Genomic DNA, 15038 nt, shown 5'->3' on the forward strand with positions numbered 1-15038 from the left:
GCCGGAGCCGGGCGCGGCTCGGACAACGGACGTCGGCTTGATCACCCGGCGTCTCATACTGCCGCAGCGATCGGCCGCTGTGAAGAACTGGCCCTGCCGTCCGGACGTCCCGCGCCTGTCCGGCGACAGCTCGCTCCGGAGCGAACGTGACGCCCGTGGTGGGAGGGGCTGATCGTGGGCGGGCGCATACTCCGCTTGAATGTGATGCATGGCTGATACCACCTTCACCTCCCGCACGATCGGCATCACGACCGGTTCCACCCAGACCGTGTACGACCTGACGGAGGAGTGCGCCGCGTTCCTCCGCGAGGTCGCTCCGGGGCGCGACGGCCTGCTGAACGTCTTCACGCCGCACGCGACCGCCGGCCTGGCCGTCATCGAGACCGGTTCGGGCAGCGACCACGACCTCCTCGCGGCCCTCGCCGATCTCCTCCCGGCCGACGACCGCTGGCGGCACCGCCACGGCACTCCCGGGCACGGCCGGGACCACGTCCTCCCCGCCTTCGTGCCGCCGCACGCCACGCTGCCCGTGCTGGACGGCGAACTGGAGCTGGGGACCTGGCAGTCCGTCGTACTGGTCGATACGAATGTGGACAACCCGGACCGAAAGGTCCGTCTGTCATTCCTTGGCTGAGAGCTGAGAGCCGAGATCCGGGAGCTGAGGGCCGGGAACAAACAATGGTGGCCCTACCAGGCACTCCTGGTAGGGCCTCGGTACGAGCTGGAAAGGCTCGCCCGCAGCGGTTCGGCGGGCTGTTCAGTCCTGCTGGGCCGACTCCGGGAGCTGGCGCAGCTTGACGTTGGTCTTGGTCTTGTAGGCCCAGTCCAGCATCTTCACGGCGTCCGGGTAGCGGGAAGCCGCGTCATTGAGGATGACACCCACCACGGTCCGTCCGTCGCGCTTCGCCGCGAACACGAGGCACGGTCCGGCCGCGGTGCCCGTGCCCGTCTTGATGCCGATCGCGCCCTTGTAGGAGCCGAGCAGCTTGTTGGTGTTGTCCCAGTAGTAGGTGCGGTTGATGTTCGCGGCCTTCTGCTGGGTGTTGGTCGTCCTGACGACCGTGCCGAACGTGCTGTTGGCGAGCGCGTGCCGGGCGAGCTGCGCCGAGTCGCGGGGCGTCGTGTAATTGGCGCCCGACTGCGATATGCCGTCGAAGGAGTCGTACTTGGTGTTCTTCATGCCCAGATCGGACGCCTTCTTGTTCATCTTGGTGATGAACGAGGCCGTGCGCTGCGCCTCGGTGCTACCGCTGCCGAAGGTGTCGGCGAGCGCGTACGCCGCGTCGCACCCCGAAGGCAGCAGCAGTCCGTACAGCAGTTGCCGTACGGTCACCTTGTCGCCTGTGCGCAGATCGGCGGTGCTCGCACCGTTCCGGTCCACGTAGTTCCGGTAGGACTGCTTGATGGTGACCTGCTTGTTGAGGTCGACCCCGCGCGTGTCCAGGACGACCGTCGCGGTCATGATCTTGGTGGTGCTGGCCATCTGCCGCCTGGTGTCGGCGTCCTTGCCCCACAGCTGCCGGTTGTTGCCGCTGTCGAGCAGGAACGCGCCCTTGGCGCCGACCGAAGGGCCGGTGGCGGCCTCCGCGGTCGTCACCGGGAGCGCGACGGCGACCGCCGCGGCCGACGCGATCAGAGCCGCGCCCCACCGGCGGGCCGGTCTTTCCCCACATCGCCCCATGTATGCCTCTGTTTCTCGCGTGTTGAGTAGAGCGAGCAGATGATCGCACCTACTTCTTCGCGAGGAGAAGCTGGGGCCCTCCGACGACCCGTCAGCCGGTCTTCCGTATGTCCTTCACGTGTCACGTCCTTCACGCGTCGCGTTGTGCCGCCGCCCGTCCCACGGCGTCCACCAAGGGCACCACGCGATACGGAACCCGTTCGCGGAGCACGAGCTCCGTGCGTGTGCGCACCACGCCCGGGAGCTGGACCAGCAGCTGGATCACGTCCTCCAGGTGGGCGGCGTCGCGGGCGGCGACCCGGGCCATCAGGTCGCCACCGCCGGTGATGGAGAACGCCTCGAGGATCTCCGGCACTTCCGCCAGCGCTTCGGCCACCGGGTCCAGGTGCCCCTGCGTGACCTCGATATGGACGAAGGCCAGCACGGGGTGACCCAGCGCGGCGGGGGACAGCCGCGGCCCGGTGCCGGTGATCACGCCCTCGCGCTCCAACCGGTCGAGGCGCGCCTGGAGTGTGCCGCGGGCGATGCCCAGCACGCGCGCGTACTCCCGCACGCTCGTCCGCGGCTGCTCCAGCAGCAGTCGCAGGATCTTCGCGTCCAGCGTGTCCACGGCCATGGCTCAACGGCCTCCCTGTGGTCGAACTTCCTCGCCGGTAACCGTACCAATGGCCCAGCTTTCCAGGGCGCCGCTGAGCCGTTGAGCTCCGCCGGTCAGCGGTCTCAGGGCGTGAGCAGGAGCTTGCCCGTGGAGCGGCGCTGCTGGAGGTCCTGGTGGGCCCGGACCGCCTCGTCCAGCCGGTAGCGTCCGCCGACGGAGACGTCGATCTCACCGTCGCGCAGCCAGGCGAACAGCTCCGCGGAGCGTTCGCGGAGCTCGGCCGGGTCGGTCGCGTGGTCGTTGAGTGTGGGGCGGGTGAGGAAGAGGGAGGCGAGGAGACGGGGGTCGAAGCCGGACACGGGGCCGGAGGACTCGCCGAAGAGGACGAACGTGCCCCGCGGGCGGAGGGACTTCAGGCCCGCCTCGAACGTGTCGTGGCCCACCCCGTCGTAGACGACGTCGACGCCGCGGCCGTCGGTCAGGTCCCGTACCCGCGCGGCGATGTCGGTGCCACCGGTGGTCACCAGGGTCTGCCAGGCGCCCAGTGCCTCGGCGTCCGCGGCCTTCGCCGGTGTGGAGACGGTGGCGACGACTTTGACACCGTGTCGGGTGAGCAACTGGGTCAGCAGTCTGCCGACGCCTCCGGCGGCCGCGTGCACCAGGGCGGTGCCGCCTTCGCGCATGGGGTGGGTGGAGGTCGTGAGGTAGTGGGCGGTCAGGCCCTGGAGCAGCACGGCCGCCGCGTCCTGGTCCGTGATGTCGGCGGGCAGGGGGACGGCGGCCCGCGCGGGCACCACGACCTCCTCGGCGTAGCTGCCGGGGGCCGCGCACCAGGCGATGCGGTCGCCCGGCGCGAGGGAGGTCACGCCCTCGCCCACGGCCGTCACCGTGCCCGCGCCCTCGGAGCCGGGGACGAAGGGCGGGGAGAGCTTCGCGCGGCCTTCGCGCTCGTAGATGTCCTTGAAGTTGACACCGATGACCGAGGGACGGGCCACCACCTGGCCGGGCCCGGGAGCCGGGGCCGGCCGCTCGGCGACGGTGAGGACCTCGGGGCCTCCGTACTGGGTGACGACGATTGCGCGCATGGTTCCTTCCCAAGTGGTGAGAGGGGGCGGGGCGATCAGGGGCGGGCGGTCCGCCGGGCGGCGGCACGGGAGGGCAGGGCCGCGGGCACGGCGGCGACGACGGTCAGGAAGCCGAGGGCGACGAGGGCGAGGCAGATCCGCAGCCCCGCCGGCCCGGGGGAGCCGTCGAGGAGAACACCGAAGAGGGCGATCGCCACCGCTCCGCCGACCTGGCGCAGGGCGTTGAGCGCGCCGGAGGCCAGGCCGGACCGGTCGGCGGGCAGGGCGCCCAGGACCACGGCGGGCAGGCTCGGCCCCATCAGTCCCGCACCGAGCCCGAGCAGGGCACTGCCGCAGAAGAAGAGCCACCAGGTGGGATGTCCGCCCAGCGGCAGCAGCGCGCAGGCGCCGGCCGCGGCGGCCAGCGCACCGCCGATCAGCAGTGGGCGCGGCCCGGTACGGGTGACCGCGCGGGCCAGGACGAAGGAGGCGAAGGCCCACAGCGTGGCGAAGGGCACGAAGGACAGCCCCGCGCCGAGCGCGTCGAGCCCCCAGGCGTTCTGCAGACGCAGCGAGAGCGCGAACTGTGCGCCGTAGGCACCGAACTGGAACAGCGCGCCGACGGCCAGGCCGCACACGAACCGTGGCCGGGTGAACAGGTCCAAGGGCAGTACAGGTGCCGTCACATGGCGCTCGACCGCGACGAATGCCATGGCCGCGCAGAGGGTGACCGCCAGCAGCACCCAGGTCACCGCGTCGTCCCAGCCCCGGGCGCCGCCCTCGATGAGCGCGCCGATGCCGCAGCCGACGACCACGACGGCCAGTGCCTGCCCGGCCGGGTCGAGGGCGGTGTCCCGGGTGGCGGAAGACGGTACCTGCAGCCTGGTCAGCCACCAGGCCAGCAGCCCGACGGGGACATTGATCAGAAAGACCGAGCGCCATCCGACGGCCGTGGTCAGGACCCCGCCGAGCACGGGGCCGAACACGAGCGCGAGGGAGCTGACCCCGCCCCAGACGGTGAGTGCCTTGGCCCGCCGGGCGGAGTCCGGGTACAGGCGGGCGATCACCGCGAGGGAGGCGGGCAGCAGCCCTCCGGCGGTGATGCCCTGCAGCACCCGGGCGATGACCAGGGAGCCGAGATTCGGGCTCGCCGCGCACGCCGCCGAGGTCACGACGAATCCCAGCAGGGAGACCTCGAACACCCGCCGGGCACCCCAGCGATCGCTGACCGCGCCCCCGCTGAGCAGGAAGGCGGCCAGGGTGATGGTGTAACCGTTGAGGAGCCACTCCAGGCCGACCAGGCTTCCGGCGAGATCCTTCCGGATGGCGGGCAGCGCGACGTTGAGCGCGCTGCTGTCCAGCAGGACCATGAAGAAGCCCAGGCAGACGGCGAAGAGGGCGAGGGCACCGACGGGACGGGCGGCGCCCTCCGGGGGCACGCTGTCGGCGGCCGTGCCCTGGCGGGACAGCGAGCGGCCGGGCATGACACACCACCGTGCTTCCTGGGACGTCTACAGTGTTTGATGGAGGTCGATCACTGTGAATGTAAGACCCGAGTCGAACACTTCGTCAAGCCCCCTCAGCCGTCCGGCCGGTGAGGAGAGCCCGGCGGCCGACGGGCGCGCCCCCTCGCAGCGGGCCCGGAACCTCTCGCACGTCCATCCCGCCGACGTGCCCCTGGGCGACGCGCTCACGGCCCTCGCCGACCCGGTGCGGCGCACCATCGTGAAGGAGCTGGCAGGCGGGCCCGACTGGACCCGGGCCTGCGGCACGTTCGACCTGCCGGTCACCAAGGCAACGCGCAGCCATCACTTCGCGGTGCTGCGCCAGGCGGGTGTGATCGAGCAGCGCGACGTGGGCCCCCGCCGTGTGAACAGGCTGCGCAGGCCGGAGTTCGACGCCGCCTTCCCCGGCCTGCTGGCGCTGGTCCTGGGCGAAGCGCCCGCCGACGGCGGGTGAGACACCCTCACACGGCGCCGGGCGGCACCGGGCCTCCGTACGTGTCGGTGACGGCCGTCGGCCGTCCGTCCACCCGGAGCCGGTCGGTGGACGGCGGGGCGGGCCGCAGGATCCCGTACAACAGGATCCGCAGGACGGACTCCAGCTCCGTGTGCAGGCACAGACCCGTACCCCCGGCCTGCGCCCACCGGTAGAGCACGCCGAGGTAGGCGTCGCGCACGACGTTGCTCACGTGCTGCGCGGAGACCCCGGGGGCGATCTCGTCGTGCGCCAGACCGGATTCGATCACCTCGGCGAAGATCTCGCTCGCGTACGGCTCCTCCAGGAGTGGCCGTCCGGCCTTGACCCAGGCCATGAGCATGGCGATGGTCGTCGCACGCTCTTCCTCGTTGATCTCGGCGAGGGCGGTCATGCACCGCCGCAGCCGTTCCTCGGTGTGCTCGCGGCTCTCGGGCGGCATCGGCGCGTCCAGGCGCTCCCGGAGCCGGACGCGACGCTGGTGTCCCCATTCGCTGATGAGGTCTTCCTTGCGGTGGAAGTAGTTGAAGAACGTCCCGCGGGCCACGTCGGCCAGCTCGGCTATCTCGTCGATGGACGTCCGGTCGTAGCCCTGTTCCGTGAAGAGGGCGAGCGCCGAGGAGTACAGCCGCTGGCGGACCTTCTGTTTGTTCCGCTCCCGACGGCCCGGGGGACGCACGAGTCCGGGGGAGGCGTTCTCCATCGTCATTCTCCGTTCAGGAGGGCGAAGTCCGCCCTTGGGGCGGCACCGACGGACGCACGGCCAGGGACGAGCCAGGGTCGCGGGCATGCCGGAGGCGCCGTGACACGCGGGAAGCCGCGAGGCGGACCGGGATGGAAAAACTTATATCAGAGGCCAACTCTGTGTCACAGCTCCGCTTCGGACCGTTCGCCTCCGATCAGTTCCAGAGCGATCGCCCCGAGGGCCTCGTCCCCCAACAGCCTGCCCGCGGTGGCCTCCAGCCCGAAGTCGGCGCGCAACCGCCGGACCAGTGCCACCGCCATCAGGGAGTCGAGGCCGAAGTCCCGCAGTGGCCTGCGGGGGTCCAGCTGACCGGCCGGCAGCTCCAGGATTCCGGCGGCGTACCGCAGGACGTCCCGTACGGACGCCGGCTTCCGCTGTTCCGCGGCGAGGGGGCCGGAAGCGACACCGGCCGGCCCGTGCAGACGGATGCCATGGAATTCCGCCAGCACGATCCCCTCCCCGTCGAGGAGCAGGACATCGGCGCGCAGACCGCCGTCGTGGCCGCCGGGGGAACAGCGGGCGACGCTCCACAGCTCGCCTTCGGGGGCCGCGTGCAGTGCCACGCTCTCGAAGGACGTCGGCAGGAACTCGCCCGGCGGCAGCGCGGCGAGCAGCGGGTGGAGGGCGCTCTCCAGCACCCCTGGATAGCCGGCGCCGGGAACGCGGACGCGCGCGACCGCCACCCCGTCGCCGCTGTGCCACAACTGCCGGATGCCACGGAACGGTTCGGCGATGGCATAGCCCCGCGCACCGGCCAGGCGCAGGAAGCCGTCCGGCGGGACGAAGTCGCCGCACGCGGCGAGGGCCGCCTCCAGTTCCTGAGAGGCGTCCCGCCGCTGCGCCGCGGCCTTCCGGACCCGGGCCGTCAGGCAGCGCACCGGCTCCGCACCCGCACCCAGCGCCTCCACGACGGCACGGAGGCTCCCCGTCCCGCCTTCTTCCTCCAGCACCACGCGTAACCGCAGCCCGGCGGCGGCGCGGGCCTCGACGAAAGCACCCGGGCGCGCGTCCTCGACGACCCAGGCCGCCGCGCCGACGAGGGAGCGTGCCGCCTTGTCGACGGCCCAGAGCGCCACCACGGGCGGCAGGGGCGTGGCGCCGCCGAACTCGACGGCCTCGCCCCAGGCGTCGGCCCCCCAATCGGCGAGCGCTGTCTCCTGTACGTGCCGCACCTTTCCGCTCGCGGTGGCAGGGGCCGGGGACGAGGGGGCGGGAAGGAGGCGGTACGGCTTCTCGTCCCAGGCGTAGCGCGGCAGCGGCACGGACGCGGTGTCCGGCCCGTAGTGGCGCCGCCAGTCCACGTGCCCGCCGTGGGCGAACAGCGCACCCAGCGCGTGTGCCAGTGAGACGCGCTCGTCCCGCCCGCGGCGGAGGGTGGCGAGGGCGGCGGGCTCGGTACCGGCGTGGGCCTGGGTCCGGGTGATCGCCGAGGTCAGCACGGGGTGCGCGCTGACCTCCACGAAGACACCGGCGCGCTCCTCGGCCAGGCCCCGCACCGTCTCCGCGAAGCGGACGGGCATGCGGAGGTTGTCCATCCAGTACTCGGGGCCCAGTTCGGGTCCCGACAGGGCGGCGGCGTGGACGGTGGACACCATCGGGGTGTGCAGGGGCGCCGGTTCGAGTCCGGCCAGCAGGTCTCGGAGGCGGGTCCGCAACGGCTCCACGGCGGGGGAGTGGGAGGCGACGTCGACGCGGACGGGACGGCAGAAGACGCCTTCGGCCTCCAGCGCGCGGCCGAGCGCGGCCAGGTCTTCGGCGGGCCCGGCGAGGACGGTGTGATCGGGCGCGTTCTCGGCGGCGACGGTGACCGACGGCCCGTACGCGGCGGCCGCCCGCCTCGCCCGGCCGGCGCTCAGCTCCACGGCGAGCATGCCGCCCCGCCCGGCCGCGTCCCGCATCAGCCGGCTGCGGCGGCAGATCACCGCGGCCGCGTCCTCCAGGGTCAGCCCGCCCGCGGCATGGGCGGCGGCGACCTCGCCCATGCTGTGCCCGACACACACGTCCGGTTCCACCCCCATGGACCGCCAGGTGGCGGAAAGCGCCACCTGTACGGCCCAGAGCGCGGGCTGGACGATGTCGATGCGGTCCGGGAACTCCTCGTCCTCACGGGCGAGCAGCTCCGTCACCGACCATCCCGCCTCCTTGCGCACGGCCTCGTCGCACGCGGCCATGGCGGCGGAGAAGGCGGGTGACGAGGACATCAGCCGCCGCCCCATGCCCGCCCATTGCGACCCCTGTCCGGGGAAGACGAAGACCGTGCGCTTCCCGCCGGTGAATCCGGCCTCCGCGGTACCGGCGGCCGCGACCTCCTCCCCGTCGGCGAGCGCGCGCAGTTTCGCCGCCAGCTCGTCGTGGTCGTCGCCGACCGCCCACAACCGGTACGGGTGCGCGTCCCGCTTCCGCGCCGCCGCGGCGCAGATGTCGCGCAGACCCCACTTCTGGCCCTCCCCGCCCGGGGAGAGGAACGCGGCGTAGGAACGGGCGAGCGCCGTCAGGGAAACGGGCGTCCGGGCGGAGAGCATCAGGAGCTGGGGTGCCCCCTCCGTCCCGCTGACCCGTGTCTCCCCTCCCGTTCCGGTTTCCCGCTCCGGTGGGCAACCTCCCACGATCACATGGGCGTTGGTGCCGGAGATGCCGAACGAGCTCACCCCCAGCAGAGGTGTGCGGCCCCGCGGTTGCAGGGGTTCGTTACGGGTGACGACGCGCAGCGGTGCGCCCGGGGCGGTCAGAACGTCCTGAGCGGTGCGCAGATGCAGGGAGGCGGGGACGGTCCGGTGGCGCGCGATGAGCACGGCCTTGATCAGCCCGGCCATCCCGGCGGCGGCCTCGGTGTGCCCGATGTTGGTCTTGACCGAGCCGATGGGCAGGGGATCGTCCCCGGCGCGCCCGGAGGCCATGATGCCCGCCAGTGCGCGCAGTTCGACACCGTCGCCGACGCGGGTGCCGGTGCCGTGCGCCTCCAGGTAGTCGAGGTCGGCGGCTGTGGCGCCGGCCCCGTCCAGCGCCTGCCGGACCGCGGCGGTCTGCCCCTCGGCGGAGGGCTGGAGCAACAGACCGCTGCCGCGCCCGTCGTTGGTGACCGCGCTCGCGTGCAGGACGGCCAGCACCGGGTCGCCGTCGCGCCGTGCGTCCGCCAGCCGTTTGAGCACCACCGCGCCCACGCCGTCGCTGCGGACGAAGCCGTCGGCCGCGGCGTCGCCGAACCGGCAACGGCCGCCGGGGGAGAGCATGTCGCCCTGGGAGTAGGCGATGGCGTCCACGGGGGAGAGCACCAGGTTGACACCTGCCGCGACGGCCAGGTCGCTCCCACCGGCCAGCAGGCTCAGTCGCGCGGCGTGGACGGCCACGAGTGACGAGGAACAGGCGGTGTCGATCACCACGCTGGGACCGCGCAGGTCGTACGCGTAGGAAACGCGCCCGGCGGTCACCCCGCGCAGTCGGCTGCCCGCCACGCCCCGGATGTCCGCCCCCGCCGCGGGCCCGGCCGTCTCGCCGTATTCGGCCGTCGCCTGCCCTACGAAAACCCCGGTGGGACTGCCGGCCAACTCCGTGGGAAGGATGCCCGAATCCTCGATGGATTCGTGTACCACCTGTAGTAGCAGGCGCTGCTGCGGATCCATCCCGCGGGCCTCCGCCGGGGATATTCCGAAGAACAGTGCGTCGAAATGGAAGGGATAGGAAAGGAAACCGCCGTACCGGGATATCGTCCGCCCTGTTCGTTGTGGCGCCGGGTCATGGAAGGCGTTGATGTCGAAGCGCTCCGGCGGTACCTCGCGAATGGCGTCCGTATTGTCGACGAGCATTCTCCAGAATTCTTCGGGTCCGTTCGCCCCTGGAAACCTGCAACCCATCCCGATGATGGCGACACCGACCTCGTCCCGCGCGTGTTCCACGGTCCCCCCGTTCCCCCGTTGCCCTGCGGTGTGCGCCCGGTCACTCGTCGTGAACTGCCGTGAACCGGGCTTGAGTTGGGTGCAAAGATGGATCAAGGGTCAACTTTAGCTGCCAACTCCTGGGGCTGCAGATATTTTTGAGGGCGACGTTTGATCCGCTCTGTCAGGCGATCGTCCGAAATTTCCATGCATGGTGCACACTTTTTGCGAAGCCTTGGCACGGGCAAAGAGTGACTGAAGTTCAAGCTTGATCTACCGTCCATAAGTGTTCTGTAGTGCTGCACTCAAACTGGGGGTGTGTTGCAGTGGAGGGCATGGGTGACGTCGAGACGACCACCCGCGACTCGTGGTCCGAACAGCGTCGCCGCGTCGGCCTGTTGACCGACCGGGAATGCCAGGTGTTCCTGCTGTTAGGGGCCGGGCATTCGAACCGCAGTATTTCCACCCGGCTCCGGGTGACCGAAGGAACGGTCAAGGCGCACGTGGCGCAGATTCTCTGCAAGCTCCGCGTCGAGTCCCGGCTGCAGGCCGGCCTGGTCTCCTATGCGCACCAGCTCTTCAACGAAAGACCAATGGCCGCCGGCTGAGGTGGTCCGATAGAAATCTTCTGGGCGGCGGTCGGACGTTCCGTCCCGGCTCTCCACCGAAAGGGTGGGGCCGGGGCGTCAGCCATGCTCCGCGACGTCGATTCCCGCGGCCGCCGCCCCTGTCCGCTCTCCGGAAGGCACCGGGGAGCCGTTCCAGGAAGTCCAGGAATGACAAGCCCGGATCGATCCAGGAGAGTTTGTGTCCGTTACCGACGCCCATCCGCGGCAGGCGGGACCGGCCGCCGCCGCGGTCCCCGACCCCAGAGAGACCATGAGGAGTCTGCCAGGGCTCCTCCAGTCCCCGCTCACCGTCTTCACCGGCAAACCCCTGGCCGGGCAGGCCCCGTTCGGCTGGTCGCCCACCTATCACCTGGCCGCCGCGGTCGCCGCGATGATCGCCGGAGCGGCCGTCGGCTCGACCGGATGGGCGCTGGGGTCCTGGTGCCTGTTCCTGCTGCTGCCCGGCTGGGCCATCACCCTGCATGGCATGCGCAATCTGCGCATGATGGTCTACCACCAGTGTTCCCACCGGAACATGTACCGCAGGCGCAAGCTCGACGCCGTCATCGGCCGGGCCACCTCCAGCCTGCTGATCATCCAGAACTTCGAGCGGTACAGCCGTGAGCACGTCAGCGACCACCACGCCGCGCACCATATGACCCTGCGCGACCCCACCGTGCAGGCGTTCCTCGTCAGCCTGGACCTGCATCCGGGCATGACGCGGCGTCAGATGTGGCGCCGTGTCCTGGCGAAGCTCGGCTCGCCGCGCTTCCACTTCGCCTTCGCCGTCGCCCGGACCCGTTCCTTCTGGAAGAAGTCGGCCACCAGCGAGAAGGTCACCTCGGTGGTGCTGTACGGCGTCGCGGCCGCCGCCACGATCGTCACCGGAACCTGGGACGCCCTGCTCGTCGTCTGGTTCATCCCGCTGATTCCGCTGTTCCAGGTCAGCAACACCCTGCGGCTGTGCGTCAAGCACACCTTCCCGCCGGTCGGGACCGAAGTCCGCCGCGGCCGCGAGTACTTCGCCTCCCTGACCAACGCCATCTTCATCGGCGAGCCCGCGCCCGACCCGGCCCTCCCGGCGGGACGGCGCACCCTGGCCTGGGGCCGCTGGGCCCTGCGCATGCTGTTCGTGCACGCGCCCTCCCGCTACCTGGTCCTCACCGGCGACACCGTCGTGCACGACTACCACCACCGCGCGCCATCGAGCCGCAGCTGGTCCGACTACCTCTTCGCCCGGCAGCAGGACGTCGACGCGGGACACCCGGGCTGGCCCCCCTACCACGAGGTATGGGGCCTGGTCCCGGCGATCAACTACGTCTTCGACTCCCTCGCGGCCGCCGACGCCGAGGAGTACGACGTCACCCGGCTGCGCTCGGTCAGCAAGCGCGAGCTCTTCGCCGCCTTCGACGACTGATCCCGCCCGGCCTCCGGCACCTCCATCCGCCCGGCACCGTCACGCACCCGATCGTCCCGAGCCCAAAGGAGCAGCACCCCCATGTCGCACAGCGAACGCCGCCTCGTCATCCTCGGAGTCGCCGCCAGCGACAGCCACGCTGTCGCCAACCACCTCATCGCCCACGCCCTGCGCGGCCTCGGCTTCGAGGTCGAGAACCTCGGCACCTGCACGCCCGTCGAGGAGTTCGCCCAGGCCTGCGAGCGCCACCCCGACGCGGAAGCCGTCATCATCGGCAGCCTCAACGGCCACATCCACGAGGACCTCCGCGACCTTCCCGCCGCACGCGAGGCCGGCCGTATCACCTGCCCGGTCATCGTCGGAGGCAACCTCTCCGTCGGCAGCAGGAAGGACCCCAAGGACCTGGAGCGGCTGCGGGACCTGGGCGTCGACCGCATCCTCCAGGACCCGGCACAACTCCTCGGCACCCTCGACGAGTTGCTGGCGAGCCGGACGGCGGACCGGCAGCGCCTGCTCGTGGCGTCATGACAAAGGTCAGTTATCTGCCGGGGCGCTCCGAGAGCCCCGGCACGGACGTCCTGCCGCCCCTCGCGGAGTCCGTCGACTACATCACCTCCCTGGGCAAGCCCACGGCCGCCCGCGTCCTCGGGGACGCCCGCGACGCGGGCCGGGTGGCCATCCAACCGCGGTGCGGTGTCGGCGGGCACGAGGAGATGAAGGCCCTCCTGCGCGAACTCGAGGACCAGGCGGCCCCCGACATCCTCACCCTCACCATCGACTCCCACACCCGCCTCAAACGCTTCGAGCAGGCCCTGCGCTCCCTCAACAGGGCGCCCGCCGACCTCAACGGCTACCCTCTGGTCAGCCACGGTTACCTGCGCGGCAGGGACATGAACGAATCCGTCGCCGCGCCGCTGGAGATCCGCCACGGCTCGCCCGACGCCCGCATCCTCTTCGACGTGGCCGTCGCCTCCGGCATCACGTCCTTCGAGGGCGGCGGTATCTCCTACAACCTGCCGTATTCCAAGGCGGTCCCGCTCGAGGAGTCGCTCGCCGCGTGGAACGCCGTCGACGAGGTGTGCGGCGAACTCGCGGACCTCGGCCTCGTCATCGACCGTGAACTCTTCGGCACGCTGACCGCCGTGCTCGTCCCGCCCTCGATCAGCCTCGCCATCAGCGTCCTCGAAGCGGTCCTCGCCGCCCGCGCCGGGGTGCGCTGCATATCCGTCTCGTATCCGCAGAGCGGCCACCTCGTCCAGGACGTCGCCGCGTTGCGGGCGATTCCCGCTCTCGCCCGCACCTATCTGCCCCCCACGGTGGACGTGCACGCCGTACTTCATGAGTTCATGGGCGTCTTCCCCAAGAAGCGTGGCAACGCCGAGGACCTGATCCTTTACGGCGCTCTCGTCGCCCGGCTCGGCGGGGCCTCCAAGCTCATCACCAAGACCTACCAGGAAGCGTTCGGCATCCCCGACACCCGCGCCAACGTCGAAGGGCTGCGGCTGGCCGACCGAGCCAACTCGCCGCTGCTGGACTTCATCACCGTCGACGAGGAACGCGTCGCCGACGAGCTCGCCTGGATACTGGCCGAGGCCGCCGACATCGTCGAACCCGTACTGGCCGCCCCCGACACGATGACCGCCGTCGTCGACGCTTTCGCGGCCGGACGTCTCGACATCCCCTTCAGCGCCAGCCGCTACGCCAAGTCGGAGATCATTCCCAAGCGCGATGCCGAGGGAGCCATCCGCTACCTGTCCACGGGTTCCCTCCCGTTCGGCGACCGCACCCGACGGCGCAACAGCGAACTCCTGAAGGGCGCCGACGGCACGGACCCCGTGATCAGCTCCCTGCTGAACGACCTTACCGATGACATCAATTACTTCCCCAACCTCTTCCGGGAAATGAAGAGAGAGGACTCCGAGTGACCGCCCCCACCCTCAGCCCCCAGCCCCCTTCCGTCGAGGGTTCCGTTTCCGTGAAGGAGGTGCGGAGGCTGGAGCGGGTGATCATCCGGTTCGCGGGGGACTCGGGTGACGGGATGCAGTTGACGGGTGACCGGTTCACGTCGGAGACGGCGTCGTTCGGTAATGACCTGTCGACGCTGCCGAACTTCCCTGCCGAGATCCGGGCGCCTGCCGGGACCCTGCCGGGTGTCTCCTCGTTCCAGTTGCATTTCGCCGATCACGACATCCTCACCCCGGGGGATGCGCCGGATGTGCTGGTGGCGATGAATCCGGCGGCGCTGAAGGCGAATATCGCTGATGTTCCGCGGGGTGCGGAGATCATCGTGAACACGGATGAGTTCACGAAGCGTCCGATGGCGAAGGTGGGTTACGGCATCTCGCCGCTGGAGGACGGGTCGCTGGACGCCTACCGGGTGCATCCGGTGCCGCTGACGACGCTGACGGTGGAGGCGCTCAAGGACTTCGGCCTCTCACGCAAGGAGGCCGAGCGGTCGAAGAACATGTTCGCTCTCGGCCTGCTGTCCTGGATGTACCACCGGCCCACTGAGGGGACGGAGACGTTCCTGCGGGCGAAGTTCGCGAAGAGGCCGCAGATCGCCGAGGCGAATGTGGCGGCGTTCCGGGCGGGCTGGAATTTCGGGGAGACGACGGAGGATTTCGCGGTCTCCTATGAAGTGGCTCCGGCCACGGCCGCGTTCGCGCCGGGGACCTACCGCAACATCTCCGGGAACCTGGCCCTGTCCTACGGGCTGGTGGCGGCGTCCCGGCAGGCGGATCTGCCGCTGTATCTGGGCTCGTACCCGATCACCCCGGCTTCCGACATCCTGCACGAGCTGTCGAAACACAAGAACTTCGGGGTGCGCACGTTCCAGGCCGAGGACGAGATCGCCGGCATCGGCGCAGCCCTGGGCGCGGCTTTTGGTGGTTCGCTGGCGGTGACGACCACCAGCGGTCCGGGTGTGGCGCTGAAGTCGGAGACGATCGGTCTGGCGGTGAGTCTGGAACTGCCGTTGCTGGTCGTGGACATCCAGCGCGGCGGGCCCTCGACGGGACTGCCGACGAAGACCGAGCAGGCCGACCTGCTCCAGGCGATGTACGGCCGCAACGGCGAG

At 70.7% G+C, this 15038-nt stretch carries 13 protein-coding genes; 7 read left to right on the top strand and 6 right to left on the bottom strand.

Annotation, left to right across the window (positions count from 1 at the left end; genetic code table 11):
* The first annotated feature begins 208 nt into the window (after positions 1 to 208).
* A complete protein-coding gene (locus ACWD4A_RS15525; protein ID WP_451194022.1) occupies positions 209 to 634 on the top strand; it encodes a YjbQ family protein in 426 nt (141 codons plus the stop codon).
* Positions 635 to 757: 123 nt separating this feature from the next.
* Here the strand turns inward: ACWD4A_RS15525 and ACWD4A_RS15530 are convergent, their stop codons facing one another.
* The 4 genes from ACWD4A_RS15530 to ACWD4A_RS15545 all read right to left on the bottom strand — a co-directional run bounded on the left by ACWD4A_RS15530 (position 758) and on the right by ACWD4A_RS15545 (position 4827).
* The gene (locus ACWD4A_RS15530) at positions 758 to 1681 is read right to left on the bottom strand and encodes a D-alanyl-D-alanine carboxypeptidase family protein (protein ID WP_451194024.1); all 924 of its coding nucleotides are present in this window, start codon (positions 1679 to 1681) and stop codon (positions 758 to 760) included.
* Positions 1682 to 1811: 130 nt separating this feature from the next.
* On the bottom strand, positions 1812 to 2297 hold the full coding sequence (locus tag ACWD4A_RS15535) for an Lrp/AsnC family transcriptional regulator (RefSeq protein ID WP_451194026.1): 486 nt from the start codon (positions 2295 to 2297) through the stop codon (positions 1812 to 1814).
* Positions 2298 to 2401: 104 nt separating this feature from the next.
* Positions 2402 to 3364 carry a quinone oxidoreductase family protein gene (locus ACWD4A_RS15540; protein WP_451194028.1) on the bottom strand — a complete coding sequence of 321 codons (963 nt, stop codon included), beginning with the start codon at positions 3362 to 3364 and terminating at the stop codon, positions 2402 to 2404.
* A gap of 35 nt (positions 3365 to 3399) precedes the next feature.
* Complete coding sequence (locus tag ACWD4A_RS15545; RefSeq protein WP_451194029.1) at positions 3400 to 4827, bottom strand: MFS transporter; 1428 nt, start codon at positions 4825 to 4827, stop codon at positions 3400 to 3402.
* 187 nt (positions 4828 to 5014) lie between these two features.
* On the opposite strand from ACWD4A_RS15545, the gene ACWD4A_RS15550 reads away from it, so the two are divergent.
* The gene (locus ACWD4A_RS15550) at positions 5015 to 5302 is read left to right on the top strand and encodes an ArsR/SmtB family transcription factor (protein WP_451194056.1); all 288 of its coding nucleotides are present in this window, start codon (positions 5015 to 5017) and stop codon (positions 5300 to 5302) included.
* A gap of 7 nt (positions 5303 to 5309) precedes the next feature.
* Here ACWD4A_RS15550 and ACWD4A_RS15555 read toward each other — a convergent pair whose 3' ends face one another.
* Together ACWD4A_RS15555 and ACWD4A_RS15560 are read right to left on the bottom strand one after the other, a co-directional pair.
* Positions 5310 to 6023, bottom strand: a complete 714-nt coding sequence (locus ACWD4A_RS15555; protein ID WP_451194031.1) for a TetR/AcrR family transcriptional regulator — start codon at positions 6021 to 6023, stop codon at positions 5310 to 5312.
* A gap of 164 nt (positions 6024 to 6187) precedes the next feature.
* Positions 6188 to 9958: a type I polyketide synthase gene (locus ACWD4A_RS15560; RefSeq protein WP_451194033.1), complete on the bottom strand. Its 3771-nt coding sequence runs from the start codon at positions 9956 to 9958 to the stop codon at positions 6188 to 6190.
* A 314-nt stretch (positions 9959 to 10272) separates the two neighbouring features.
* Here ACWD4A_RS15560 and ACWD4A_RS15565 point away from each other — a divergent pair, with 314 nt between their 5' ends.
* The 5 genes from ACWD4A_RS15565 to ACWD4A_RS15585 form a co-directional block, all read left to right on the top strand.
* The gene (locus ACWD4A_RS15565) at positions 10273 to 10545 is read left to right on the top strand and encodes a LuxR C-terminal-related transcriptional regulator (RefSeq protein WP_451194035.1); all 273 of its coding nucleotides are present in this window, start codon (positions 10273 to 10275) and stop codon (positions 10543 to 10545) included.
* 199 nt (positions 10546 to 10744) lie between these two features.
* Positions 10745 to 11962: a stearoyl-CoA 9-desaturase gene (locus ACWD4A_RS15570; RefSeq protein ID WP_451194036.1), complete on the top strand. Its 1218-nt coding sequence runs from the start codon at positions 10745 to 10747 to the stop codon at positions 11960 to 11962.
* 81 nt (positions 11963 to 12043) lie between these two features.
* A complete protein-coding gene (locus ACWD4A_RS15575) occupies positions 12044 to 12490 on the top strand; it encodes a cobalamin B12-binding domain-containing protein (protein ID WP_451194038.1) in 447 nt (148 codons plus the stop codon).
* A complete protein-coding gene (locus ACWD4A_RS15580; protein WP_451194040.1) occupies positions 12487 to 13887 on the top strand; it encodes a methylaspartate mutase in 1401 nt (466 codons plus the stop codon). Before ACWD4A_RS15575 ends, ACWD4A_RS15580 begins: the two co-directional genes overlap by 4 nt.
* On the top strand, positions 13884 to 15038 hold a 1155-nt coding region (locus ACWD4A_RS15585; protein ID WP_451194042.1), incomplete at its 3' end, for a 2-oxoacid:acceptor oxidoreductase family protein. The genes ACWD4A_RS15580 and ACWD4A_RS15585, both read left to right, overlap by 4 nt.

The sequence above is a fragment of the Streptomyces sp. NPDC002537 genome, assembly GCF_053594975.1.

Coding starts and splice junctions, on each gene's coding strand:
- ACWD4A_RS15525 (WP_451194022.1), top strand. CDS start 209: ATGGCTGATACCACCTTCACCTCCCGCACGATCGGCATCACGACCGGT.
- ACWD4A_RS15530 (WP_451194024.1), bottom strand. CDS start 1,681: ATGGGGCGATGTGGGGAAAGACCGGCCCGCCGGTGGGGCGCGGCTCTG.
- ACWD4A_RS15535 (WP_451194026.1), bottom strand. CDS start 2,297: ATGGCCGTGGACACGCTGGACGCGAAGATCCTGCGACTGCTGCTGGAG.
- ACWD4A_RS15540 (WP_451194028.1), bottom strand. CDS start 3,364: ATGCGCGCAATCGTCGTCACCCAGTACGGAGGCCCCGAGGTCCTCACC.
- ACWD4A_RS15545 (WP_451194029.1), bottom strand. CDS start 4,827: ATGCCCGGCCGCTCGCTGTCCCGCCAGGGCACGGCCGCCGACAGCGTG.
- ACWD4A_RS15555 (WP_451194031.1), bottom strand. CDS start 6,023: ATGGAGAACGCCTCCCCCGGACTCGTGCGTCCCCCGGGCCGTCGGGAG.
- ACWD4A_RS15565 (WP_451194035.1), top strand. CDS start 10,273: ATGGGTGACGTCGAGACGACCACCCGCGACTCGTGGTCCGAACAGCGT.
- ACWD4A_RS15575 (WP_451194038.1), top strand. CDS start 12,044: ATGTCGCACAGCGAACGCCGCCTCGTCATCCTCGGAGTCGCCGCCAGC.
- ACWD4A_RS15580 (WP_451194040.1), top strand. CDS start 12,487: ATGACAAAGGTCAGTTATCTGCCGGGGCGCTCCGAGAGCCCCGGCACG.